The organism is Aeromonas sp. QDB11, assembly GCF_027705265.1.
In the GTDB taxonomy this organism is placed as follows: Bacteria; Pseudomonadota; Gammaproteobacteria; order Enterobacterales; family Aeromonadaceae; genus Aeromonas; species Aeromonas allosaccharophila.
Genome location: NZ_JAPDBM010000017.1, coordinates 52155 through 75688, shown reverse-complemented (window position 1 = coordinate 75688; position 23534 = coordinate 52155). Strand labels below are relative to the sequence as shown.

The following is a 23534-nucleotide window of genomic DNA, read 5'->3' as shown; positions in this document are numbered from 1 at the left end:
GGTCCTGCATCGAGAAAACCGACTACCCGTTCCCGGAGGAGTTGGTGCTGTCAACACCGTCCCGGTGAACGGTTACATCGGCAGTGCCAGCACGCTGATGGCCGACACCACGATCTGTTTGCCAGCCAGCAGGATTAGATGCAGACCCAGCATCACCCCCAGCACCAGCAGGCCACGCGGCAGCTCGGCGTTGCCCAGTTGGTGGACCACGAAGCTCTGGATCGCATTGGTGATGGAGATGCTGTAGACCAGAATGATGGGGTAGAAGGCCATCAGATAGACCAGCATCAGCAGCTTGCCCGCCTTGGCACCGAAGTGCTCCTCCACCACATGGGTGATGTCCCCTTCCCGATGGGAGCTGGAGAGCACAAAGCGGCTCAATGCCCGGTGGGAATAATATGAGAGCGGAAAAGCCAGCAATAATATAAACAGCAAAATAACCGGGGAATTACTGCCAACAGTAATAGGGAGAAATAACGTACCGGCACCAACAGCCGTGGCATATAAGCCCATGGTCCATACCGAATCGCTTTTCTCCCATTTCAATTTTGAAACAGGGTTACTCTTTTCAGCAATAGAAACACTCATTGCAATATATACCTTATTAGTCTGTCATCATTATTTTTATTGGCCCGAATAACAGGCTGGAGATATGTCATTGCATATCGCCCTGTACATGAAAAAACAACGCCGCCAGCGGCCAACAGGGCCACCGGAGGAAGACGGAGCTGCCACGCTACCATCGTTGAAATCGCTATCCGGGTCAAGGTTAATAATTCATGACTGTTTGAATCGGATTGTTTCAAAAGAGAGCGAGATGTATCACATCCGTCACCCAAAACCCGATTCAAGTCTGTTTGATAACATACCGATAAAACCTCATCCTGTTGCCCAACAACACAAATAAGACCAGCGATCAGGCCGATAATATTAACACCTTAGCCAGTGGAATATGAGTGAAATAATACGGCGAACTTTTCCACTAATTGACAGTGATGTCAGCCAAATTATTGATGGCAAAAGGACAGGTCATTTCTGGCCAATAACAAGGCCGGGAGGCTCAGCGTGCCGGGCAGTGCGCCACCCGGTTGCGCCCTGCCCGCTTGGCCCGGTAGAGCCACTCATCGGCCCGAGCCAGCGCCTGATTGATCTCCTCCTCCGGCAGCACCAGGGTAGTGCCCAGACTGACTGTCATGGCGACCGGATCGGCAGGCAGTGCTTCGACGGCGGCGCGGATCTGCTCCGCCATCTGTTGCAAACCGGCTTCATCGATCCGTGGCAGCAGGATCAGAAACTCCTCACCACCGCTGCGCACAAAGAGATCGTCTGCCCGCAACAGGGCATCGATGCAGCCACTGAAGCGCTGCAACGCCCGATCTCCCTGCTGATGACCGTAACGATCGTTGATCTGCTTGAAGTGATCGATGTCGAGCATGATAAGGCCGCAGGGCTCATCCCCTGCCCGCAACTGCTGACAGTGCTCGAAGAAGAAACGGCGGTTGTAGAGGCCGGTCAGCTGGTCGGTTTCACTCTGACGCAGCAGTCGCTGCTGCAACTCGAACTGACGGGTGATATTGCGGGTCACCCAAGCCACCGCCCGCTTGCCGTCATAGAGGGAGGGCAACGGCGCAATCTTGCCCTCGAAACGCTGCACCCCTTGCGGCCCGACGGCGGCATTGATCCCCCCCACCTCGGCTGCGGAGAGCTCATACTCCACCACCCGCACCTGACCGCTTGCCAGCGACTCGGCCACCTGCGCCTTGACCCACATGGCCATCTCGGGCGGCAACACATCGGCCAGCTGTTTGCCCGCCAGCGGATTGCCATCGTGATAGGATTGCTGCTCCATGCCGCCGATATATTCCACGTAATAGCCATCTTCACTGAGGATAAAGATAGGGTCTGGCAGTTGGGCCATCACTTCATAAAGCTGGGTTACCGAAAGCGCCACGGAGACTCCTGTACTTCAGCATCAAACAGGGGGGAGATATTCTGCCTCAAGAGGACTCAACTGCCCTCATCGCCCCGGATGGTTAATTTACCGCCACAGCCAACAATCCTTTACATCTAGCCGCCCGTCAACATCTCGGCCAACACCGATTGCCAGCGCGCGCCACCTCCCGACCCTGCGCTCGCTCACAGCGGCGAAAGCCCCCTCATCCGGTCGCGGATATCCCATTGTTTCAACTCACAAGTTCATTTACGCTGGCCGTCCTGAGTCCAGTTTTCAGCTCATCAGCCATCAGGGACGCCAGCCACCCGCAACCGCAGGGGCTGTACTACGGAAAAGGAATCGCCAGATGAAAAACGCCATCGTCACCGCCCGCTTCGATGCCATCAGCACCGAAGGGGAACAGCTCCTCCTCAAGATCGCCATCAAGGCCCCCGAGCCGGATCCCAAGTCCGCCAGCGGTGACTGGCGCTGCAAGGTGAAGCTGGCGGGGCTGAGCGACAAGACTTTCATCTACGGTGTCGACAGCCTGCAGGCCCTGAGCCTCGCCATCAAGTTTGTCGAGACCGAGCTGCGCGCCTTCTCCGATGCGGGCTGGCAATTCTATCTGCCCAATTGCCCAGATCACCCCATCGACATGAGCGCCTGCTACTTCCCGGCGCTCTAGCCCGGCCCATCCAAGGAGACCAGATGCACGGACCCGATCCCGCCAATCCCCACCCCATGAACGGCTTCCCCCAGGTGTGCTTTATCAAAAACACCATCAAGGGGCCCAATATCGAGGTGGGTGACTACACCTATTACGACGACCCGGAGGATTCGGCGGGCTTCGAGCGCAACGTCCTCTACCACTTCCCCTTCATCGGCGACAAGCTCATCATCGGCAAGTTCTGCGCCATCGCCCGCGGGGTGAAGTTCATCATGAACGGCGCCAACCACCAGACCTCCGGCTTCTCCACCTACCCCTTCTTTATCTTCGGCAACGGTTGGGAAAGCGCCGCACCCGCCCCGGGCAGCCTCCCCTACAAGGGCGATACCGTGATCGGCAACGATGTCTGGATTGGCTATGACGCCTTGATCATGCCGGGAGTAAAGGTCGGCAACGGCGCCATTATCGCCGCCCGCTCCGTGGTTACCGGTGACGTGCCCGCCTATGCCGTGGTCGGTGGCAACCCCGCCAAGGTGATCCGCTACCGCTTCGACGACGACACCATCGCCCGTCTTAACGCCATCGCCTGGTGGGACTGGCCGGTGGAGCAGATCAGCCGCAACCTGCCGCTTATCAGCGGCGGTGAGATAGCCGCGCTGGAAGCGGCAACCCATTAGAGACAACCACCACGACAACAACATGACCCCGCAAGATAGTAGAAACAACAAAGGGCGCCTTGTCGGCGCCCTTTGGCTTGATCGATCTTGCTGAAGCCTGCTGGCTTGGGCTGGCTATCAACCGGTGTTGCGCATCCCTGCGGCAATACCGGCGATGGTGACCATCAGCGCCTTGTCCAGCTCGGGGTGCAGGGTCTCCGGGTGGTTGCGGGAGCGGTTGAGCAGCTCGGCCTGCAACACGTTGAGCGGGTCGGTGTAGGGGTTGCGCAGCTTGATGGACTCCTTGATCCACGGCTGACCCTCCAGCAGATCACCGCGCGGGCTCAGTTTCAGCACTACTTCGATGGATTCGGCGAGCTCCTGACGCAGCTGTTTGCCAAGGCCCCACAGCTCCTGCGGCACCAGACGGGTGTCGTAGTACTCGGCGAGCCAGACGTCCGCCTTGAGGAACACCATCTCCAGCATTTCGAGGCGAGTGCGGAAGAAGGGCCACTGGGCGCTCATCTCTTCCAGCACCGCCAGCTTGCCGCCGTCGATGGCCTGTTGCAGCGCCTTGTGGGCACCGAGCCAGGCCGGCAGCATCAGGCGGTTCTGGGTCCAGGCGAAGATCCACGGAATGGCGCGCAGGCTCTCGACGCCGCCGTTGGGCTTGCGCTTGGAGGGACGGGAGCCGAGCGGCAGCTTGCCGAGCTCCATCTCCGGGGTGGCGGCACGGAAGTAAGGGACGAAGTCCGGATGACCGCGCACAATACTGCGGTAATGCTCGCAAGAGTCATCGGCCAACTGTTCCATCACCTCACGCCAGCACTCTTTCGGCTTGGGCGGCGGCAGCAGGTTCCCTTCCAGCACGGCACTGGTGTAGAGCTCCAGACTCTTGATCGCCACTTTCGGCAGACCGAACTTGAAGCGGATCATCTCCCCCTGTTCGGTGGTACGCAGACCGCCGCGCAGGGATCCCGGCGGCTGGGAGAGGATGGCCTGATGGGCAGGCGCACCACCACGACCGACGGTACCGCCACGGCCATGGAACAGGGTGAGGCGGATATTGTTGGCTTCGGCCAGCCCCACCAGGGATTCCATGGCGGCGTACTGGGCCCAGCCAGCGGCCATCATGCCCGCATCCTTGGCAGAGTCGGAGTAACCGATCATCACGTACTGGCGGCCCTGAATGTAACCGCGATACCAGTCCACCGAGAGCAGACGCTCCATCACGGCGGTGCCTGCCATCAGGTCGTCCTGGGTTTCAAACAGCGGGGCGACCGGCATGCGGAACGTGCAGCCCGCCTCCTTGAGCAGCAGTTGCACCGACAGCACATCGGACGGCGCACCGGCCATGGAGATGATGTAGATGCCGAACGCATCGGGGTCGTGCCGGGCGATGACCTGACAGGTATCCAGCGTCTCGCGCACCTCGGCGCTCGGCTCCCAGTCGTGGGGAATGAGCGGGCGGCGGGAGCTTAACTCAGTGAGCAGGAAGGCCTGCTTGTCATCTTCGCTCCACTCGGCGTAGTCACCCAGACCCAGATAGCGGGTCAGCTCGGAGAAGACCAGCCCGTGGCGCTCGCCATCCTGACGGATATCGAGCTTGACCAGATGGATGCCGAAACAGGCAACCTTGCGCAGCACGTCCAGCAGCATGCCATCGGCGATGTTGCCCATGCCGCAGGCGTGCAATGAGTGGTAGCAGAGCTCCAGCGGCTCGCGCAGCTGGGCGGTGGTGGTGATCAGGTCGCGGCTCTCGCTCACCTGCCCCTGCACCTTGGCGGTGAGGTGCTCCTTGGTTTCACGCAGCGCTTCGCGCAGCTCGCGCACCAGCGCACGGTAGGGCTCGGGGTGATCGCCAACGCGGGCGCGCACGGCGTCGGTGCAGTCTGACATGGAGAGCTCGGAGGTGAGCTCCTTGATGTCTTTGTAGAACAGGCTCACCGCCATCCAGCGGCCCAGCTCCAGCACTTCGGCAGTCACCTTGGCGGTGACGAAGGGGTTGCCGTCGCGGTCACCGCCCATCCAGGAGGTGAACTTGACCGGCGCGGCATCCAGCGGCAGCCGCACACCCAGATGGTGTTGCAGACGCTCGTCCAGATTGCGCATGAATTCGGGAATGGCTGGCCACAGGCTGTTCTCCACCACAGCGAAGCCCCACTTGGCCTCGTCAACCGGAGTCGGGCGCTGTTCGCGGATCTCGTTGGTGTGCCACGCCTGATTGATGAGCTGCTCGATGCGATTGAGAATTTTGTCCCGCTCACGGGGCAGCAGGTCGGAGAGCTCCAGCGCTTCGAGGCAGTCGTTGAGCTGCACGTGCTTGTGGATCAGGGTGCGACGGGTCACCTCGGTCGGGTGAGCGGTCAGCACCAGATCGATATCCAGCTCGCGCACGGCCTGAATGATGGCCTCTTGCGACAGGTTGGAGGCTTTCAGTTTGTCGAACATCTGCTCCAGCGGATCCGGGGTGCAGACCTGCTCTTCACAGCGACGGGAGATGGTGTGGAACTGTTCCGCCACGTTGGCCAGATTGAGGAACTGGCTGAAGGCGCGGGCCACCGGCAGCAGTTCGTCATCACTCAGGGTGCGCAGGGTATCGAGCAGACGTTCCCGGTCTGATTCATTGCCCTTGCGGGAGGACTTGGCCAATTGGCGAATGGTTTCGATCTTGTCGAGAAAGGCCTGACCCTGATGATCCTTGATGGATTTACCCAGCAGCTGACCCAGCATGCCTACGTTGGCGCGTAGTGCGGCGTACTTTTCGTTCATTCCACATCCTTATCTTGTTGGTGCCTGACACCCATCCGGGGTGCAAGACGACCTCACTTATTGTTGTGCGATTACAACATATGCTCCGTCATCTTAGGGTGACAATCTACCCAGATTGTCTGCGCAAGGTCAAATAACAGGCCGATTCAGAACATGTATTTCCATCACCACTCCACAACCGGCTTGTTATGTAACTTACTTACAGTTTTACGCCCCTTTCATCGCCGCCGCTACAGGCAAAAACGTCTGATCAAGTGCTGCAACACCGAGGTGGTCGGCTTGACGAACGAGAGGTCGAGATACTCGTCAGGCTGATGCGCCTGGGTGATATGACCGGGGCCCAGCACTATGGTCTCGCAGCCAAGCTGCTGGATAAACGGCGCCTCGGTGCAGTAGTTGACCGACTCGGCGGCGCGGCCGCTCGCCTTCTCAGCCTCCCGCACCAGCACAGAGTCGTCGGCACAGGCGTAAGCAGGAATAGGCTCATGCAGATGTTGCAGATGCAGGCAGCCGGGTTGGTGAATTTCGATGGGCGACAGCGCCTCTTTGAGCATGCCCATCAGCTCATCCGGTCCCACCTGCGGAGTGGGTCGCAGATCGATATGCAGCTCGCAGCAGCCGCAGATGCGGTTCGGGCTGTCGCCCCCCTGAATGTAACCAAGGTTCAGGGTCGGCTGTGGCACGGCAAAGCGGTGGTCAGCGTAGCGATCTTTCAGATCCTGCTGCAAGCGCAGCACCTGCCCCATCGCCTTGTGCATGATCTCCATGGCGTTGACGCCGTTGGCGGGATCCGAGCTGTGACCGCTCTTGCCGGTAATGCGGATCGCCTCCGACATATGCCCCTTGTGGGCCACCACCGGCACCAGTCCGGTCGGCTCGCCAATCACGGCGTAGTCGGGTTTCAGCTCGGCCGCCGCGGCAATGGCGCGAGCCCCCGCCATGGTGGTCTCTTCGTCGGCAGTCGCGAGAATGCGCAGCGGCTTGCTGAGCGTCTTGAGGTCAATCTCTTTCAGTGCCTCGACGATAAAGGCGAAGAAGCCCTTCATATCGATGGTGCCGAGGCCATAGAGGCGGTTGCCCTCTTCGGTCACCTTGAAGGGATCCTTGCTCCAGCCCCCCTCATCGAACGGCACCGTATCGGTGTGGCCCGCCAGCAGCAGACCGCCCTCCCCCTGACCGATCGTCGCCACCAGATTGAACTTGCCGGGCAGCTCCGGCAGCGCCGTTACCTCGCATTGAAAGCCGAGCTGGGTAAACCAGTCGGCCAGCAGCCGGATCACCGCCTCGTTACTCTGGTCCCACTTGGTATCCGTGCTACTGATAGAGGGAATCGCAATAATATTCTTATAGAGTGAAAAAAAATCCAGATTGGCCATCAGCTGCTCCTTGCGTCCCCGGAATGTTTCTGTTAGAAAATACAAATGCAAAGTGAGTGCATGAATATTCTGTAATTTTACCTGAATATCTGGCTCATCAACAAAGGCTTCTAGTTGTAAGGGAAAGTTAATGTTCTGTCACCTGATCTATAACCGACGACACACCCCCGCCTGAATTGCCCCTCCGCACTCGTGCAAAGGGGCGATCGAACCCCCTTGTGCACTGCAGCGTCATGCTGTGAATCTCGAACTCTGACTTGGAATATTCAACATGCTTAACACCGTTATCGTCGGTGCCAGTGGCTACGCGGGAGCCGAACTGGCCGCACTGGTACAGAACCATCCACAACTCAAACTGTTCGGCCTCTATGTCTCCGCCGGCAGTCAGGATGCCCACAAGCGGTTCTCTTCCCTGCATCCCCAGTGGGTCGGTGCCCTCGATCAGCCGCTGCTGCCGCTGGACGACGACGGCATGACCCGGATCCTGACCCAGGCCGATCTGGTACTGCTGGCCACCGCCCACGAGGTGAGCGCCGAGCTGGCACCCAAGTTTCTCGCCAAGGGTCTGCCGGTGTTTGATCTCTCCGGCGCCTTCCGGGTCAAGGATCAGGGCTTTTACGACAGCTTCTACGGCTTCACCCACGACAGCGAACAGTGGCTGGATCAGGCCGTCTATGGTCTGGCGGAGTGGAACAGCGATGCCATTGCCACCGCCCAGCTGATTGCGGTGCCCGGCTGCTACCCGACCGCCTCCCTCTGCGCTCTCAAGCCGCTGCAGCAGGATGGTCTGATTGCCAAGGGGTGGCAGCCGATCATCAACGCCGTCTCCGGGGTTTCCGGCGCCGGTCGCAAGGCGGCCATCAACACCAGCTTCTGCGAAGTGAGCCTCAACCCCTACGGCACCTTCAATCACAGACACCAGCCGGAGATCAGCCACCACCTCGGCAAGGAGGTGCTGTTCCAGCCCCACCTTGGCAACTATGTGCGCGGCATCCTGGCCACCATCTATGTGCAACTGGCTGACGGCGTGACCCCTACCCAGGTGGATCAGGCCTTCCTCAAGGCCTACGAAGGCAAGCCGCTGGTGCGCCTCACCGGCCAGATGCCCTCCATCCGTGGCGTAGCGGGCACCCCTTACTGCGACATCGCCTGGCAACAGCAGGGCAACATGCTGGTGGTGGTCTCGGCCATCGACAACCTGCTCAAGGGCGCCGCCTCGCAAGCGATGCAGTGCATAAATATCAAATTTGGTTTTGAACCGGCCACCGGCCTGATTTAAGGAAGGATTGAGAGATATGGACAAGCAAACTCTGGTAATCAAGCTGGGCGGCGCCCTTATCGAGAACGACGAGGCGCTGACCGCCCTGTTCGCCACCCTCAAAACCTTTCTCGACGATCAGCACCGTCCGCTGGTGCTGGTACACGGCGGTGGCTGTCTGGTGGATGACCTGCTCAAGGGGCTGGGTCTTACCTCCACCAAGAAGAGTGGCCTGCGGGTGACCCCGTTCGAGCAGATCCCCTTTATTGCCGGGGCGCTGGCGGGTACGGCCAACAAGCAGATGATGGCCAAGGCAATCGCCACCGGCATTCCGGCGGTGGGGCTTTGTCTGGCGGATGGCGGCCTGTGTCAGGTGACCCAGCTCGACCCGGATCTCGGTGCCGTCGGCGAGTGCAAGCCAGGCAACCCGGCGCTGGTGGCGGGGATCCTCGGTCAGGGCTTCCTGCCAGTGGTGAGCTCCATCGGCATCACCGCCGAGGGGCAGCTGATGAACGTCAATGCGGATCAGGCGGCCACCGCCATTGCCGAGGCGCTCGGTGCCGATCTGGTAATGCTCTCCGATGTGAGCGGCATCCTGGATGGCAAGGGCAAGCTGGTGCCACAGCTCGACAAGCTGACCGCACTGGATCTGATGGAGAAAGGGGTTATCCGCGATGGTATGGCGGTCAAGGTAGAAGCGGCCCTGCACGCTGCCGAGACCCTCGGCAAGCCGGTCTGTGTCGCCAGCTGGCGTTACCCGGATCAGCTGCTCAAGCTGCTGGCTGGCGGCGCGGTCGGCACTCTGGTCAAGATTGCCGATGGCAATCAGGTAGCCCTCTAATCCTCACCGGAACAAGGAATATCCGATGCAACATCTTCTGAAAGACAGTGATCTGAACAAAGCCCAGATTGAAGCGCTGATTGCGCTGGGCAAAGCGGTCAAGGCCGACCCGAAGAAGTACAGCCAGGCGCTGGCCGACAAGAGCGTGGTCACCCTGTTCGAGAAGCCCTCCCTGCGTACCCGGGTCACCTTCGACATCGGTATCGCGAAACTGGGCGGCCACAGCGTCTATCTGGATCAGCAGAACGGCGCGCTGGGCAAGCGGGAGTCGGTGAAGGATTTCGCCGCCAACCTGTCACGCTGGTGTGATGCCATCGTCGCCCGGGTGTTCGATCACCAGACCCTGGTCGAGCTGGCAGAGCACGGCTCTGTGCCGGTAGTGAACAGCCTGTGCAACCTCTACCACCCCTGTCAGGGGCTGGCCGACTTTATGACCATTGCCGAGCACTACGACGACCTGTCGAAGGTAAAACTCGCCTACCTCGGTGATGGCAACAACGTCAGCCACTCTCTGCTGCTGCTGGGGGCCACTCTGGGCACCGATGTCACCCTCATCTGCCCGAAAGGCCACGGCCCGGATACCCAGATCTTCCTGCAGGCGCAGGCACTGGCGGCCAAGTCGGGGGCGACCATCCACATCAGCGATGACGTGGCGGATATCGAAGGGTTTGACGTGGCCTACACAGATACCTGGGTCTCCATGGGCGACAACACCCCGATGGAGCAAGTCACCGAGCTCTTTATGCCTTACCAAATCAACCAGGCCCTGCTCGACCGGACCGGCATCCAGCACGTGCTGCACTGCCAACCGGCGCACCGGGAGCTGGAGATCACCTCGCAGGTGATGGATGGCCCTGCCTCCCTCATCATGGACGAGGCCGAAAACCGGATGCATATCCAGAATGCCGTGTTGCTGACCCTGTTTGGGCATAAATAGTCAGGGCAACAAGTAACGCGGCAATCAACCTGAATCACGACCCTTTTATTGAATCATCATCGAATCATCACGGAGAGAAGTAAAATGAGCGGAATCAACAAGATCGTACTGGCTTACTCGGGTGGACTGGATACCTCGGCCATCATTCCCTGGCTGAAAGAGCACTATGACGCCGAAATCATCGCCTTCGTGGCCGACGTGGGTCAGGAGCGTGACGATCTGGAAGGGATCGAGCAAAAAGCCATCGCCTCCGGCGCCACCAAGTGCATCATCAAGGATCTGCGCGAAGAGTTCGTCAAAGAGTACGTCTACCCGACCCTGAAGACCGGCGCCGTCTATGAGGGCACCTATCTGCTGGGCACCTCCATGGCCCGCCCGATCATCGCCAAGGCGATGGTCGAAGCGGCACTGGCGGAAGGGGCCGATGCCATCTCCCACGGCTGTACCGGCAAGGGCAACGATCAGGTGCGTTTCGAAGGTGCGGTCGCCGCACTGGCGCCCCAGCTGAAAGTGATCGCCCCGTGGCGGATCTGGGACATGCGCTCCCGGGAAGATCTGCTGACCTATCTGGAGACCCGCGGCATCCCCTGCAAGGCGACCCTGAAGAAGATCTACAGCCGCGACGCCAACGCCTGGCACATCTCCACCGAGGGTGGCGAGCTGGAGAGCACCTGGAACGAGCCGTCCGAAGCGGTCTGGCAGTGGACCGTATCGGCCGAGCAGGCCCCGGATCAGCCGGAGTACGTCAAGCTGACCGTGGCCAAAGGCGAAGTAGTGGCCGTTGACGACCAGCCACTCAGCCCGCACCAGATCCTGATGACCCTGAACGAGCGTGCCGGCAAGCACGGCGTGGGCCGCATTGACATCACCGAAAACCGGATGGTGGGGATGAAGTCCCGCGGCTGCTACGAAACCCCGGGCGGAACCGTGATGGTCGCAGCGCTGCGCGCCGTGGAAGAGCTGGTACTGGATCGCCCGACCCGCGCCTGGCGGGAAAAGCTGGGAGCCGAATTCTCCCATCTGGTCTATGACGGTCGCTGGTTCACCCCGCTGTGCAAGGCGATCCTCGCCTCTGCCAACGCCATCGCCGAAGATCTCGACGGTGAAGTGGTGCTGAAGATGTACAAGGGTCAGGTCACTGCGGTGCAGAAGAAGTCACCGAACAGCCTCTACTCCGAAGACTTTGCCACCTTCGGCGCCGACGAAGTGTATGACCAGAGCCATGCCGAAGGCTTTATCCGCCTCTACACCCTGGCCAGCCGGATCCGCGCCATGAAAGAGCAGCATCAGGCTATCGGTGGCGACCACACCCACGGCTAAGAAAGCGCGATAACCCGTTGATTCCGTTGAGGGGGCATGGCCCCCTCTTCTATAGGCCGAGGGCATAGCCCCTGACCCATCATCGGCGGGTGTGACAAGAGCGGCAGCGCCCCGGCCGCTTCTGTGAGATAACAGACTCGCAGAAAAACAGGGCACGATTTCAAGCTCGGTGGCCAGGGCGCCGCCGACAACGCATTCAAGGAGAGCAGTATGGCACTTTGGGGTGGACGCTTCAGTCAGGGAGCCGATAGCCGGTTCAAGCAGTTCAACGATTCGCTGCGGTTCGATTACCGGCTGGCGGAGCAGGATATTCAGGGCTCCATGGCCTGGGCCAAAGCGCTGGTCAAGGTGGGCGTGTTGACCGCCGATGAGCAGGGCAAACTGCAACAGGCGATGGAGGTGCTGCTCGCCTCGGTGCAGCAGGATCCCCAGCAGATCCTGAGTTCGGATGCCGAAGATATCCACTCCTGGGTCGAGAGCCAGCTGATTGCCGCAGTCGGCGATCTCGGCAAGAAGCTACACACCGGCCGCTCGCGCAACGATCAGGTTGCCACCGACCTGAAACTCTGGTGCAAGGCGCAGGGGGAGCTGCTGCTCGGCTCCATCACCGCCCTGCAGCAGGGGCTGGTGGCCTCCGCCCGCGCCAATCAGGCCGCGGTGCTGCCGGGTTACACCCACCTGCAGCGGGCCCAGCCGGTCACCTTCGCCCACTGGGCGCTGGCCTATGTGGAGATGCTGGAGCGGGACTACTCCCGACTGCAGGATGCCCTCAAGCGGCTCGACACCAGCCCGCTCGGCTGCGGCGCGCTGGCGGGCACCGCCTACGCCATCGACCGCGAAGCGCTGGCGCTCGACATGGGCTTTGGTGGCGCCACCCGCAACAGTCTGGATTCGGTCTCCGATCGGGATCACGTGGTGGAGCTGATGCACGTGGCGTCCCTCTCCATGACCCACCTGTCGCGCTTTGCCGAAGACCTTATCTTCTACAACACCGGCGAGGCGGGCTTTGTCGAGCTCTCCGACGCGGTGACCTCAGGCTCCTCCCTGATGCCGCAGAAGAAAAACCCGGATGCGCTGGAGCTGATCCGTGGCAAGACCGGCCGGGTGGTCGGCGCCCAGATGGGCATGCTGATGAGCCTCAAGGCGCTGCCGCTGGCCTACAACAAGGACATGCAGGAAGACAAGGAAGGGCTGTTCGATGCCCTCGACACCTGGCACGACTGCCTCGATATGGCGGCGCTGGTGCTGATCGATCTGAAAGTGAACGGCGAGCGCACCATGGTGGCCGCGCAGGGCGGCTACGCCAACGCCACCGAGCTGGCGGACTATCTGGTAGCCAAAGGAATTCCGTTCCGTGAAGCGCACCATATCGTCGGCGAAACCGTGGTATTCGCCATCAGCGTGGGTCGCCCGCTGGAGGAGCTCTCCATCGGCGAATTCCAACGCTTCAGCCCGGTGATCGAGTTCGACGTCTACCCCAATCTGGAGCTGGAAGCGACCCTCGCCAAGCGAGTCGCCAAAGGCGGTGTCGCCCGCGAACAGGTAGAGGCAGCCCTCACCGCCGCCGAAACCTGGCTGGCAAAACGCAGCTAATCACCGTTAACGCAGAGAGAGGGCATCAGCCCTCTTTTTTTTGCGCCAGAAACGGCTTGTCCCGCTGACTGGATGCCTGTAGTTGTTGAATGGATGTCAGCGCTCGATAGAAGGAATCTGCATGTATCTGCCACCTCATTTCGCCACCGATGACCCCGAGGCCCTGCATCAACTGATGCAAGCACATCCGCTAGGTGCTCTGATCACCCACGGCTCACAGGGGCTGGATGCCAACCATCTGCCATTCGAGTTTGCTAAGGAAACCGGAGGGCAGGGAGTCTTGCGTGCCCATGTCGCACGCAACAATCCGCTCTGGCAAGAGGCCAAGGATGGGGACGAAGTACTGGTGATCTTCAAGGCTGCAGATGCCTATATCTCCCCTAGCTGGTATCCGAGCAAGCATGATCATCACAAGCAGGTGCCGACCTGGAACTACAGCGTGGTGCATGCTCACGGCCGCATCAGCATTCGTGATGATGCTCGTTTTATCCGCCGTTTACTGGCCAATCTGACCCGAACCCATGAAGCCGGGGAACCCTCGCCATGGAAGATGGCGGATGCGCCGAGAGAATATATGGAAACCATGGTGCAGGCCGTTGTCGGCATTGAAATCGAGATAGAGCGGCTGGTTGGCAAATTCAAACTGGGCCAGAACAAGGATGAAGCGGATCGCCAAGGTGCAGCTCACGCCTTGCACGCTAGAGGGCTGGTAGAAGTAGCCTGCGATATGGAGAACCCGCCATCACCTCGCCCATAACGTGTTAAACCACAAACAGAAACGGCAACCCGAGGTTGCGTTTTTTATTGCTCACCGCCGTTCAGGCGCTGGCATTGAGCAGTTTGCCAACCCCCTCCCCCTTGCCATTGGGCAGAGTCTGTTTAAAGGCGCCGAGCAGCTGATCGAGATTGAGGTCGCTGGCACCAAGGGTACCCTTAAGGGTATCAAGTTCACTTTGCAGCGCATCGAGGCGGGTACTCTGGGTACCGCTCGCCAGCTGGTTGCGGGCGCTATCGATGGCGGCAGGGAGGGATTGGCCGCCATTCTCCTGCCCCAGAGTCTGCATCAGCTCACCCATAAAGTGGTTGATGGCAGCGCGGTTATGCTCGCTATTGGCATCCTTGACTCCCAGCCGCTGGAACAGGCTCTGGACGGTCGGCGGCAGGCGCTCCTCCTGCACGGTTTGTTGCACAGGCTCAGGTTTGCTACTGCTGCCGAGCAGCTGACTGCCCAGCTTGAGGGCGATAGAGGCAAGGGGAAGCAGGGTACTGATCATGATATCTCTCCGCGACGGCAGCCCTTGGTGGTGATGTGAGAAGGAGTGCATAAGCGGGGCCAGAACGATGAAAAAAACACCAACAATAGCCAACTCATTGAGCCGTCGAGCGATTTGAATAGCTGCCTCGTGCCTGGGCATGACCATTGCGAGTATCAGGAGAGAGCCGGGCGGCCAGCGGCTGCCGCTGCTGATCAGCGCGGCAAAGGGGCATTGCCGGAGCAAACCGGAAGTGGCGGAATTTCCTTATGCTCCACGCCAGCCACCCCCGCGAGCGCACCATTTTTCATTCATGAAGCTTATGACCATTAAGAACATGTAAATTTTCTTATTTAACATGTTCGCGCATGATGGCTCTCAAACCGGATTTGCCGTTGCCGCTATGCTGTCCGGCAGCCGCTCCCCCTCGCCTCTTTCGATTCTGGAGTCGTTATGTCACTGATTACCCCTCATATCTCCCCCGAAGTCAGCCAACTGGCCCCCGGCTTTCGCGCCCTGAGCATCACGGTACAGGCCGCGACCGTGGTTGACCCGAACGTGGGGGCGCGCGCTCTTGATGAAGCCTGCAGCGCCATGCTGACCGCCGATGTGCCGTGGGCAGAGGCGCACCTCGCCGCCTGGGGCGATCTGTTCAGAACGTTCGGCGCCAAGCCGCAGCGGACTCCCTGTTCCGCCGAGGCCCTGAGAAAACGGGTCGCCCGCGATGGCAACCTGCCCACCATCGATCCCGTGGTCGATCTCTACAATGCCATTAGCATCCGCTACGCCATTCCGGTCGGGGGCGAAAACCTGCGCGCCTATGAGGGGCTGCCGCGACTGGTGGTGGCCGATGGCAGTGAGCAGTTCGATACCATGAAAGGGGGCGAACCCGCCCACGAATCTCCGGAACCCGGCGAGGTGGTCTGGCGGGATGACAAGGGGGTCACCTGTCGGCGCTGGAACTGGCGGCAGGGGGTGCGCACCCGACTAAGTGTCGATTCGGGCCAGATGTGGTTCATTCTGGAGAGCCTGCCCGAGATGCCGCTGGCCGCCCTGCAAGAAGCAGGAAATAGGCTGATTGCAGGACTGAGGGAGATGATGCCGGAGGCGGTGATCACGCAGTGCCTTATCGGCCATATCGAATAAACCGGAGAGCAGACGCGTTTCGTCAGCAGATACAGAGAGGGGCGCCGCAGCGCCCCTCTCTCTTTCATCCTGCTCAGCCCAGCAGCATGGCCACATGCCGCTTTGGGGACATTCATATCCGAATACCACACCCCTTCAACCACTTGCGCAGTCGCCCGTTGGCGTTGAGATAGGGGGAGGCGCTATTGAACTGGATCATCCGCCCCAACGTCCACTTCTCATACCAGAGGCAGCCATACAGCTGCTGGTCGCTGCGCGCCTCAACCAGTTCGATGATGTGCCCTCTGGCGGCAGCCAACCGCTGCAACAACGCCGGATAGCAGAGCCCCTCGTAATCCCGATAGAACTTTTGGGCCAGCCCGCCCAGCTCGTTCCACTTAAAACCGGTCTCGGGAAAATCAACCGGCAGACCCGCCTCATCCCGCTCGATCCACTTGATCAGCAGTTCGTTCCAGCCGATAAGGTAGGCCAGCAGATTGGCGACGCTCATGGTGCCTCCCTTGCTGTGACCTGCCAGGGTCGGCTCCCGCACCCGGCTCGCGGGGACGGCCTGCAACGCCTTGAACAGCTTGCCGAAATTGGTATCGATCGCGAGCAGCAGCTCGGCTTTGTTTTGCGGAATTCCCATTGATCCCCCCCGCTTGCGGCGCAGCCGAGGCAATTGCCGCAGCCAAGACAGCGCGCTACGCTAACTCTCTTCCATTCTGTGCAGCTCATCCAGTGCAGGCCAACCATCACGGCAAGATCGGCAATGAATCAACTAATCAGCTATATCAGGGCCATTCATCGACAGGCGAGCCCCGTCACCCTCACCCGCCAAGAGAGTGAACACTATAGCGAGCATGATGAGAGCGGCACTGTGATCCGGCACCAGATAACCACCAGCTGGTTTGCCAATGGGGTCGTCATCCGCCAGCAAACCGAGCAGGACGAAGCGCCATCGCAGCAGCTTTGCGCCGAGTGCTGGATCAGCTATCGGGTCATCGCCAGTCCCATCCCCATCACTCCGGCCAGCAAGCTGTTTCACAACCACTGTCAGGAGCGATTCTGGTTGAAGGTGCAGGGCATCACGCCACAAGGGTGATTGGTATGCCCGTGAACATGGCCGGCAGGGAGAAATGCAAAGAGGCTCCGAAGAGCCTCTTTTTGTATCCGTATCTGAACCCGACTCAGCACAGCAGCATATAGAGCTGGTGCGCCGCCACTCCTGCACTCAAGCCGCCGACGGTGTGGGCGACGATGGCACGGGAGGTGAGGTGGCGATAGCCGAGGGCATCGAGCATGGCGGTGTGGGTGCTCAAAAAGCCGCTCCAGCACATCCCCATGGCGGTAAACACCGCGACCTCGTTACCGGTGATCCACCCCTTGGCAATAAAGGGGGGCACCAGCGACATGGCGGCACCGACCGCACCGAGCGAAGTAGCCGGGAAGGCGACCAGCTCCGGCTGCTGGAAACCGAAGAGCAGGTCAAACAGCCAGCTTACCTTGGCGGCCAGCACCGGCAGCAGGGCAACCCCCTGAAACGCTTCGCCGGTATACCCCTTCTCGCCCGGGCCGAAGGTCAGCAGCATCACGAAGGTGCTGATGATCAGCACCCCGGGGATCACCGCCATCCCCAACTCCACGCCGGATTTACCGCCATCGAGCAGGGAGTTGAGGATCCGCAGCCAGCCGGGAGCGGCCTCTTTGGTCACCCCGACCTTGGGGCCGTTGCCAGCTGGTTGCTCATCGATCAGCACTTCCCCCACCAAGGGGCGGATCATCCGCTGCATCAGTCGGGTAGAGACCACCGAGCCGACCAGAGCGCCGAGCAACCCGATCAGCGCCGCGCTGGCGGTGGATTCACCGCTCGGCAGCTGCAGGGTGGCCATAAAAGTGACCACGATCAGCCCCATGCCAAAGGCGGTGCCGAAGTTGGTCAGCGACACCAGTTGCCAGGGGGTAAAGCCTTTGCGAAAGCGGCTGTCCTTGGCGAGGCTGATCACCGCCGGGTTGTCGGAGAAAAAGGTCATCAGCGCCGCCAGCGCGGTGCGACCGGGCAGGCGAAACACCGGCTTCATCAGCGGGGCCAGCAGCACCTCCAGCAGGCGGATCACCCCGAACTCGCTCAAGAGCTGGCTCAAGGCACCGGAGAGCACCGTGATCCCCATGATAAAGAGCACGGTATTAAGCAGCAGTTGGTGGGCGGTATTGAACAGGGTGTTGACCATAGCCGAGAGGCCCATCTGGCTGCCGAGGTAACCGAACAGGCTGCCGAGAATCAGCAGCACCAGCACCGGCTCCAGCCAGTCCCGAATGGCGGCAAGTCGCCCCTTTGACTCTATAACTACATGATTTTCCATATCTATCCTGCGGTTCATCTGTGCGTGTGTGGTTATTTTTATGGTTGTAAACGGGCTGGGCCCAATAGAAAAAAGCCCTTGTCTTGCGACAAGGGCTTTTTGAATTGGCTCCTCCTACTGGACTTGAACCAGTGACATACGGATTAACAGTCCGCCGTTCTACCGACTGAACTAAGGAGGAATTGTACTTCGGAGACCAGATATCGCTATCTCATCAACCTTAATTGGTGCCCAGAGACGGAATCGAACCGCCGACACGGGGATTTTCAATCCCCTGCTCTACCGACTGAGCTATCTGGGCAAATGGTGCCGGCTACCGGAATCGAACTGGTGACCTACTGATTACAAGTCAGTTGCTCTACCTACTGAGCTAAGCCGGCACACTTTAAACCATTGTGCATGAACAAATTTTTCTTTCATGGCACCAAAATTGGTGCCCAGAGACGGAATCGAACCGCCGACACGGGGATTTTCAATCCCCTGCTCTACCGACTGAGCTATCTGGGCGTGGGCGCTATTAAACGGATTTTAAGGCGGATGGTCAACGGGAAATTTCACTTTTTGTCTCGTTCGTCTCTTTTTTGCGCAACATCGCCCATTTCTGCCACTTCCTCGGCACAGGGCGCGCGTTTTCGCCCCCAGACTCTGGGTTCCTCTCCCTTGAGCAGGCGGGAGATGTTCTCGTGATGACGGATCAGAATGAGGCAGGAGAGCAGCGAGACAGGCAGGGTGTATTCGGGTTTGATCAGGTAGGTAAATAGAGGAGTCAGCAGCACGGTAATGATGGAGGCCAGCGAGGAGAAGCCGCTCACCAGCAGCACAACCAACCAGGTGCCGATCACGGCGCCCCCCATGGTAAAGCCGATGGGCATCATGGTGCCAAGGGCGGTGGCGACCCCTTTGCCACCACGAAAATGAAAGAAGATGGGGTACATATGGCCGAGACAGGCGGCGACCCCGATAAAGCCGAGGTAGACGGGTTTGATCTGCAGATACCAGGCGAGATAGACAGGCACAGTGCCCTTGAGCACATCGAGCAGCAGCACCACCAGCGCCGCCATCCGGCCACCGAGGCGCAGCACATTGGTTGCCCCCGGATTGTGGGAGCCATGATCCCGCGGGTCGGGCAGACCGGTGCAGCGGGAGACCAGCACAGCACTGGATAGTGAACCACCCAGGTAGGCCAGAATAATCATCAAAATCGTCAGGGCCGTCATCTTGGTCGTTTTTACCACGATATGAATGGGGTATGATGCGGGCCACATACGCTGGCATGGGCCCATGCCCACCCAGAGCGCCTCGGCAAGCCTGTTGCCCGGCCAGCATCCCTGCGCTGTCATCACAGCCCATCAAGAGTAAAGAAGAAGTACAGTCATGGACAAGGTGTTTATTCGCGGACTCGAAGTTTTGACCACCATCGGTGTATATGAGTGGGAGAAGGGCATTCGCCAGAAGCTCCGTTTTGACCTCGAGATGGGGTTCGACAACCGCCCCGCGGCAGCAACCGACGACATCAATCTGGCACTGGATTATGCCGACCTCTCCAACAAGATTTGCGAGCATGTCACCGGCAAGGTGGTCGAACTGGTCGAGACCATGGCCGAGCAGGTTGCCATGCTGGTTCTGACCGACGAGCGGGTGCAGTGGGTCAAGGTTACCCTGACCAAACCGGGTGCCGTGCCCAATGCCGCCGGTGTCGGCGTCGAGATCCTGCGCCATCGCACGCCAGCCACGAGCATCAACTGATGACCACCATCTATATCAGCCTGGGCTCCAACATCGAGCGGGATCGCCATATTCGCGCCGGGCTCGATGCCCTGCACGCCGAATTTGGCGAGCTGCGGGTCTCCCGGGTATTCGAGAGCGAAGCGGTCGGCTTCAACGGCCGCCCCTTCTACAACCTGGTAGCGGCCGCCGAGACCGATCTGCCGCTGGCCACCGTCTGCCAGCGACTGCGGGCCATGGAGTTCGCCCACGGCCGCGAGCCGGATGCCAAGAAGTTCGCCCCGCGCACCCTGGATCTCGATCTGCTGCTCTATGGCGATCTGGTCTGCGACACCCCGCTGGTGCTGCCGCGCGGTGAAGTACTCACCAACGCCTTCGTGCTGTGGCCGCTGGCCGAGCTGGCCCCCAAACTGCGCCACCCCGTCGATGGCCGCTCCATGGGCGAGCTGTGGCAAGCCTATGACAAGGCCTCCCAGCAGCTGTGCCCTATTCCCTTTCACTGGGAAGCGTGCGAATTGCAGCATCACTGATCGACAAGGGCGCCTCACGGCGCCCTTGTGGTTTATAGCCGATAAGAGGGCCTGACCCTGCGAGAGTGGCAGGATAGCGCCCACGACAGGAGAACCCCATGCCACTCGATACCATTCACCACTTCAACTGCCAGCTGCTGGCCGAACTGCCCCACCAGCGCTATGAGCATGAACCCATCCTCGACTACGCCACCGATGAAAAGGTCAAGGCGCGCCTCGGCTGGCAGGCGGAGTTCAGCAAGACCCTGTTTCTCAAGTTCAAGGATGGCCGCTTCGCCCTGCTGCTGACCCACAGGGACGGGCGGCTCGACAACAAGGCGGTCAAGGCCGCGCTCGGTGCCAAGCCCTCCATCTGCACCGCCGAGGAGATGCAAGCGGAGATTGGCTGCCTGCCGGGGGCGGTCTGCCCCTTCCTGCCCCGCGCCGATATTCCGCTACTGGTAGACCCGCAACTGCTCAACCACACCGCCTTCACCTGGACTCCGGGCCACCCGGAGCAGACCTTTCTGCTGGCGACCGAACATCTGGCCGAGGTTCTGGCACAGCTCCCCTGCGAGGTCAGCTATCTGCCCGCCCCGACGGCGTAGCCCCATCGCGCGCCAGCTGGGCGAAGATCAGCGCCGCCAGCATGGAGAGCAGCCCGACACAGAGATAGGTCAGATGGAACCCGGCCAGCCACTGACCGTTGGCCGCTGAGGTGCCCGCCGAGAAGAGCCCGAGCAGACTGGCGGCAATCGCTACCCCCAAACTCATGGAGAGCTGCATCACCACCGAGAGCAGACCGTTGCCACTGCTGGCCAGGGTCGGGCTCAAGTCCTGTAGGGTCAGGGTATTCATGGCGGAGAACTGCAGCGAGTTGATGGCGCCGAAGATCGCCAGCCAGCCCAGCAAGACCCCGTAGGGGAGCTGGTTATCGATAAAGTAGAAGCTGGCGATCATCGCCCCCAGCAACAGGGTGTTACCGATCAGAATGCGGCGATAGCCCACCTTCGGAATCAGCTTGTTCACCAGCGTCTTGGTCAGCATGGCGCCAATCACGGTGGGGATCATGGTCATCCCTGCCTTGCTCGGGGAGAAACCGAGCCCCAGCTGCAGAAACAGCGGGGTGAGGAAGGGCATGGCACCGCTGCCGAGGCGGGCAAACAGGTTGCCCCAGATGCCGATGGCAAAGGTGGCGGTCTTGAACAGGGCCAGGCTAAAGAGCGGCTGCTCCGCATTGGCGGCATAGAGCCAGTAACTCGCCATCGCCGCCAAGCCGAAGATCAGCGCAAACAGCGCCCAACCGGTGGAGATGCTGTGCTCCCCCAGCCCCTGCAAACCGACCGACACCAGCACCATGCCGACGCTGAACATCACAAATCCCTGCCAGTCAAAACGGGCGGTCTGCTGCCGCAGCTCCGGCATAAAATGCCAGCTCGCCATAAAGCCGAGCAGCCCCACCGGCAGGTTGATGAGAAACACCCAGTGCCAACTCGCCACTTCCACCAGCCAGCCACCGAGCGCCGGCCCCATCAGCGGGCCGAGCAGCCCCGGGATGGTGACAAACGACATCACCCGCAGCAGCTCGTGCTTGTCATAGACCCGCAGCACCGCCAACCGCCCCACCGGCATCAGCAGCGCACCGCCAATCCCCTGCAGCACACGAGCGGCCACCAGCATGGAGAGGGAATTGGAAGCGGCGCAAGCGAGCGAACCGAGCGTGAAAAGCGAGATGGCGACCAGATAGATACGGCGGGTGCCGAACCTGTCTGCCAACCAGCCGGAGGCCGGGATCAGCAGCGCCACCGTCAGCATGTAGGCGATGATCACCGACTGCATCTGCAGCGGGCTCTCCCCCAATGTCTCGGCCATGCTGGGCAGGGCGGTGTTGAGGATGGTGCCATCCAGCGCCTGCATAAAGAAACCGACCGCCGCCAGCAGGGGCAGCCACTTGCGCTGGGCGGGAGTCACCATGTTTGTGCTATCGGGCATGAGTCGCTACCTCCTCTTCAGATAAAAAATGACCCGCACGAAAGCGGGTCATATCAGCATGTCAGGCGTCCGGTTGGCCGAGCATGGCTTTGAGCCGCTCTTCCAGAGTGGGCTCGGGAGCCCTGAGGATCTCCATAAAGAGTCGCTCTATCCCCGCCTTGTCCTGGCTTTTCACGATAAACACCAGCCGGGACTGAGCCTTGCCCTCCGGCCAGTCACCCAATGCCTGCAGCGGATAGAGCTGACCGTGGACGCCGTGGATCACCACAGGCTGACTCTCCCCTTCCAGTTGCAAGATCCCCTTGAGCCGCAATAGAGCATCGCCATATTGCGCCTGCACCGCATCGATGGCAGCCAGCAGACGAGAAGGCTTGAGGGGCTCGCCGATACGCAAAGAGAAACTCTCAATATTGTTGTGAGCAAAAGCGCTGCCGTGCTCGAAGTGGGTCGGCGCAGCAGTGCCCACCTTGGCGGCGAACGGTTGCATCTTCGGCTGCATGGGTGACGCCAGCCCCTGCTTGGGGGATTCGGTGCGCAGCCAGGCCAGCAGCTGGCGCACATCGCGCCCCGCCGCCTCGTTGTAGGCGCCCAGCTTATCCAGCACCTTGGGCGAAAGCTCGCCATTAGTCACCCGCTCGATGGGCGCCGCCGGGTTGAGGGCCGCCAGCTGGGCTTCGACCCGCGCCAGCTGCTCGCTATCAACCAAATCCCCCTTGCTCACCACCAGCAGATCCGCCAGCGCCACCTGCTTCACCGCCTCATACTGGGCTGCCAGCTGCTGCTCGATATGACCGGCATCCACCACGGTGACGGTGCCATCGAAGCGGTAGCGCTGAGCGATAAAGCCCTCTTCCCTCAACGTGAACAGCACCGGGGCCGGGTCGGCGAGGCCAGTGGTCTCGATAATGAGCCGCTTGAACGGTTTGATCTTGCGCTGGATGGCCTTCATAAACAGCCCCTGCAGCGCCTCCACCAGAGAGCCCTGCACCGAGCAGCAGATGCAGCCGGAGTCGAGCAGCATCACCTGCTCATCCACCTGTTGCACCAGATGGTGATCCAGCCCCACCGAGCCGAACTCGTTGATCAGCACGGCGCACTCGCCGAGCTCCGGCTGCTTGACCCAGTGGTTGAGCAGAGTTGTCTTGCCGCTGCCGAGAAAGCCGGTCAGCAGGGTCACTGGGATACGAGTATCTTGCATATCGGTCATGTCGAGT

At 60.5% G+C, this 23534-nt stretch carries 22 protein-coding genes, 4 tRNA genes and 1 pseudogene; 13 read left to right on the top strand and 14 right to left on the bottom strand.

What is annotated here, in order from left to right; all coding sequences use genetic code 11:
* Positions 1-75: 75 nt before the first annotated feature.
* Both OKC40_RS08195 and OKC40_RS08190 read right to left on the bottom strand, forming a co-directional pair.
* Positions 76-588: pseudogene (locus OKC40_RS08195) on the bottom strand (aromatic amino acid transport family protein); the annotation flags it as partial.
* 472 nt (positions 589-1060) lie between these two features.
* The gene (locus OKC40_RS08190; protein ID WP_270794770.1) at positions 1061-1951 is read right to left on the bottom strand and encodes a sensor domain-containing diguanylate cyclase; all 891 of its coding nucleotides are present in this window, start codon (positions 1949-1951) and stop codon (positions 1061-1063) included.
* Positions 1952-2300: 349 nt separating this feature from the next.
* Between OKC40_RS08190 and OKC40_RS08185 the strand changes: the two genes are divergently transcribed.
* The gene (locus OKC40_RS08185) at positions 2301-2618 is read left to right on the top strand and encodes a DUF6968 family protein (protein WP_270794769.1); all 318 of its coding nucleotides are present in this window, start codon (positions 2301-2303) and stop codon (positions 2616-2618) included.
* Between the two features lie 23 nt (positions 2619-2641).
* Positions 2642-3277 (top strand): Vat family streptogramin A O-acetyltransferase, encoded by a 636-nt coding sequence (locus OKC40_RS08180; protein ID WP_270794768.1) that lies wholly within the window; start codon positions 2642-2644, stop codon positions 3275-3277.
* Positions 3278-3394: 117 nt separating this feature from the next.
* Here OKC40_RS08180 and ppc read toward each other — a convergent pair whose 3' ends face one another.
* Entirely contained in the window at positions 3395-6028 is a 2634-nt protein-coding gene (gene ppc, locus OKC40_RS08175) for a phosphoenolpyruvate carboxylase (protein ID WP_270794767.1), read from the bottom strand.
* 230 nt (positions 6029-6258) lie between these two features.
* On the bottom strand, positions 6259-7404 hold the full coding sequence (gene argE, locus OKC40_RS08170) for an acetylornithine deacetylase (protein ID WP_182938360.1): 1146 nt from the start codon (positions 7402-7404) through the stop codon (positions 6259-6261).
* A 271-nt stretch (positions 7405-7675) separates the two neighbouring features.
* On the opposite strand from argE, the gene argC reads away from it, so the two are divergent.
* The 6 genes from argC to OKC40_RS08140 all read left to right on the top strand — a co-directional run bounded on the left by argC (position 7676) and on the right by OKC40_RS08140 (position 14110).
* Positions 7676-8683 carry an N-acetyl-gamma-glutamyl-phosphate reductase gene (argC, locus tag OKC40_RS08165; protein WP_182938361.1) on the top strand — a complete coding sequence of 336 codons (1008 nt, stop codon included), beginning with the start codon at positions 7676-7678 and terminating at the stop codon, positions 8681-8683.
* A gap of 16 nt (positions 8684-8699) precedes the next feature.
* Positions 8700-9503, top strand: a complete 804-nt coding sequence (gene argB, locus OKC40_RS08160) for an acetylglutamate kinase (RefSeq protein ID WP_182938362.1) — start codon at positions 8700-8702, stop codon at positions 9501-9503.
* A 25-nt stretch (positions 9504-9528) separates the two neighbouring features.
* Complete coding sequence (locus OKC40_RS08155) at positions 9529-10440, top strand: ornithine carbamoyltransferase (RefSeq protein WP_270794766.1); 912 nt, start codon at positions 9529-9531, stop codon at positions 10438-10440.
* 84 nt (positions 10441-10524) lie between these two features.
* Positions 10525-11760, top strand: coding sequence for an argininosuccinate synthase (locus tag OKC40_RS08150; protein ID WP_270794764.1), 1236 nt, complete (start codon positions 10525-10527; stop codon positions 11758-11760).
* Between the two features lie 210 nt (positions 11761-11970).
* Positions 11971-13353 carry an argininosuccinate lyase gene (argH, locus tag OKC40_RS08145; protein ID WP_182938364.1) on the top strand — a complete coding sequence of 461 codons (1383 nt, stop codon included), beginning with the start codon at positions 11971-11973 and terminating at the stop codon, positions 13351-13353.
* Positions 13354-13474: 121 nt separating this feature from the next.
* Positions 13475-14110, top strand: a complete 636-nt coding sequence (locus tag OKC40_RS08140; RefSeq protein WP_182938365.1) for an FMN-binding negative transcriptional regulator — start codon at positions 13475-13477, stop codon at positions 14108-14110.
* Between the two features lie 61 nt (positions 14111-14171).
* Here the strand turns inward: OKC40_RS08140 and OKC40_RS08135 are convergent, their stop codons facing one another.
* The gene (locus tag OKC40_RS08135; RefSeq protein ID WP_182938366.1) at positions 14172-14627 is read right to left on the bottom strand and encodes a hypothetical protein; all 456 of its coding nucleotides are present in this window, start codon (positions 14625-14627) and stop codon (positions 14172-14174) included.
* Positions 14628-15059: 432 nt separating this feature from the next.
* Between OKC40_RS08135 and OKC40_RS08130 the strand changes: the two genes are divergently transcribed.
* Complete coding sequence (locus OKC40_RS08130; RefSeq protein WP_182938367.1) at positions 15060-15752, top strand: B3/B4 domain-containing protein; 693 nt, start codon at positions 15060-15062, stop codon at positions 15750-15752.
* A 112-nt stretch (positions 15753-15864) separates the two neighbouring features.
* Here the strand turns inward: OKC40_RS08130 and OKC40_RS08125 are convergent, their stop codons facing one another.
* On the bottom strand, positions 15865-16380 hold the full coding sequence (locus OKC40_RS08125) for a ClbS/DfsB family four-helix bundle protein (protein WP_182938368.1): 516 nt from the start codon (positions 16378-16380) through the stop codon (positions 15865-15867).
* 123 nt (positions 16381-16503) lie between these two features.
* Between OKC40_RS08125 and OKC40_RS08120 the strand changes: the two genes are divergently transcribed.
* On the top strand, positions 16504-16836 hold the full coding sequence (locus tag OKC40_RS08120) for a hypothetical protein (protein ID WP_182938369.1): 333 nt from the start codon (positions 16504-16506) through the stop codon (positions 16834-16836).
* 85 nt (positions 16837-16921) lie between these two features.
* On the opposite strand, the gene OKC40_RS08115 is transcribed toward OKC40_RS08120, so the two are convergent.
* From OKC40_RS08115 to plsY, 6 genes are all read right to left on the bottom strand, one after another.
* Positions 16922-18094, bottom strand: a complete 1173-nt coding sequence (locus OKC40_RS08115) for a CD0519/CD1768 family membrane protein (RefSeq protein WP_270794761.1) — start codon at positions 18092-18094, stop codon at positions 16922-16924.
* 105 nt (positions 18095-18199) lie between these two features.
* Positions 18200-18275, bottom strand: a tRNA-Asn gene (locus tag OKC40_RS08110).
* Between the two features lie 44 nt (positions 18276-18319).
* Positions 18320-18395: transfer RNA gene (locus OKC40_RS08105), tRNA-Phe, on the bottom strand.
* A gap of 3 nt (positions 18396-18398) precedes the next feature.
* Positions 18399-18474: transfer RNA gene (locus tag OKC40_RS08100), tRNA-Thr, on the bottom strand.
* A gap of 51 nt (positions 18475-18525) precedes the next feature.
* Positions 18526-18601: transfer RNA gene (locus OKC40_RS08095), tRNA-Phe, on the bottom strand.
* A 47-nt stretch (positions 18602-18648) separates the two neighbouring features.
* Positions 18649-19311: a glycerol-3-phosphate 1-O-acyltransferase PlsY gene (gene plsY / locus OKC40_RS08090; RefSeq protein ID WP_270794760.1), complete on the bottom strand. Its 663-nt coding sequence runs from the start codon at positions 19309-19311 to the stop codon at positions 18649-18651.
* 157 nt (positions 19312-19468) lie between these two features.
* On the opposite strand from plsY, the gene folB reads away from it, so the two are divergent.
* The 3 genes from folB (at position 19469) to OKC40_RS08075 (ending at position 20936) form a co-directional block, all read left to right on the top strand.
* A complete protein-coding gene (gene folB / locus OKC40_RS08085; protein WP_270794759.1) occupies positions 19469-19840 on the top strand; it encodes a dihydroneopterin aldolase in 372 nt (123 codons plus the stop codon).
* Positions 19840-20349 (top strand): 2-amino-4-hydroxy-6-hydroxymethyldihydropteridine diphosphokinase, encoded by a 510-nt coding sequence (folK, locus tag OKC40_RS08080; protein ID WP_194495576.1) that lies wholly within the window; start codon positions 19840-19842, stop codon positions 20347-20349. The genes folB and folK overlap by 1 nt, the downstream gene beginning before the upstream one ends.
* Positions 20350-20447: 98 nt before the next feature.
* Positions 20448-20936: a YbaK/EbsC family protein gene (locus tag OKC40_RS08075; RefSeq protein ID WP_005336108.1), complete on the top strand. Its 489-nt coding sequence runs from the start codon at positions 20448-20450 to the stop codon at positions 20934-20936.
* On the opposite strand, the gene mdtD is transcribed toward OKC40_RS08075, so the two are convergent.
* A complete protein-coding gene (gene mdtD, locus OKC40_RS08070; protein ID WP_270794753.1) occupies positions 20908-22320 on the bottom strand; it encodes a multidrug transporter subunit MdtD in 1413 nt (470 codons plus the stop codon). The two genes, OKC40_RS08075 and mdtD, sit on opposite strands and share 29 nt — an antisense overlap.
* 61 nt (positions 22321-22381) lie before the next feature.
* Positions 22382-23527 (bottom strand): CobW family GTP-binding protein, encoded by a 1146-nt coding sequence (locus OKC40_RS08065; protein WP_270794751.1) that lies wholly within the window; start codon positions 23525-23527, stop codon positions 22382-22384.
* Positions 23528-23534: the final 7 nt, after the last annotated feature.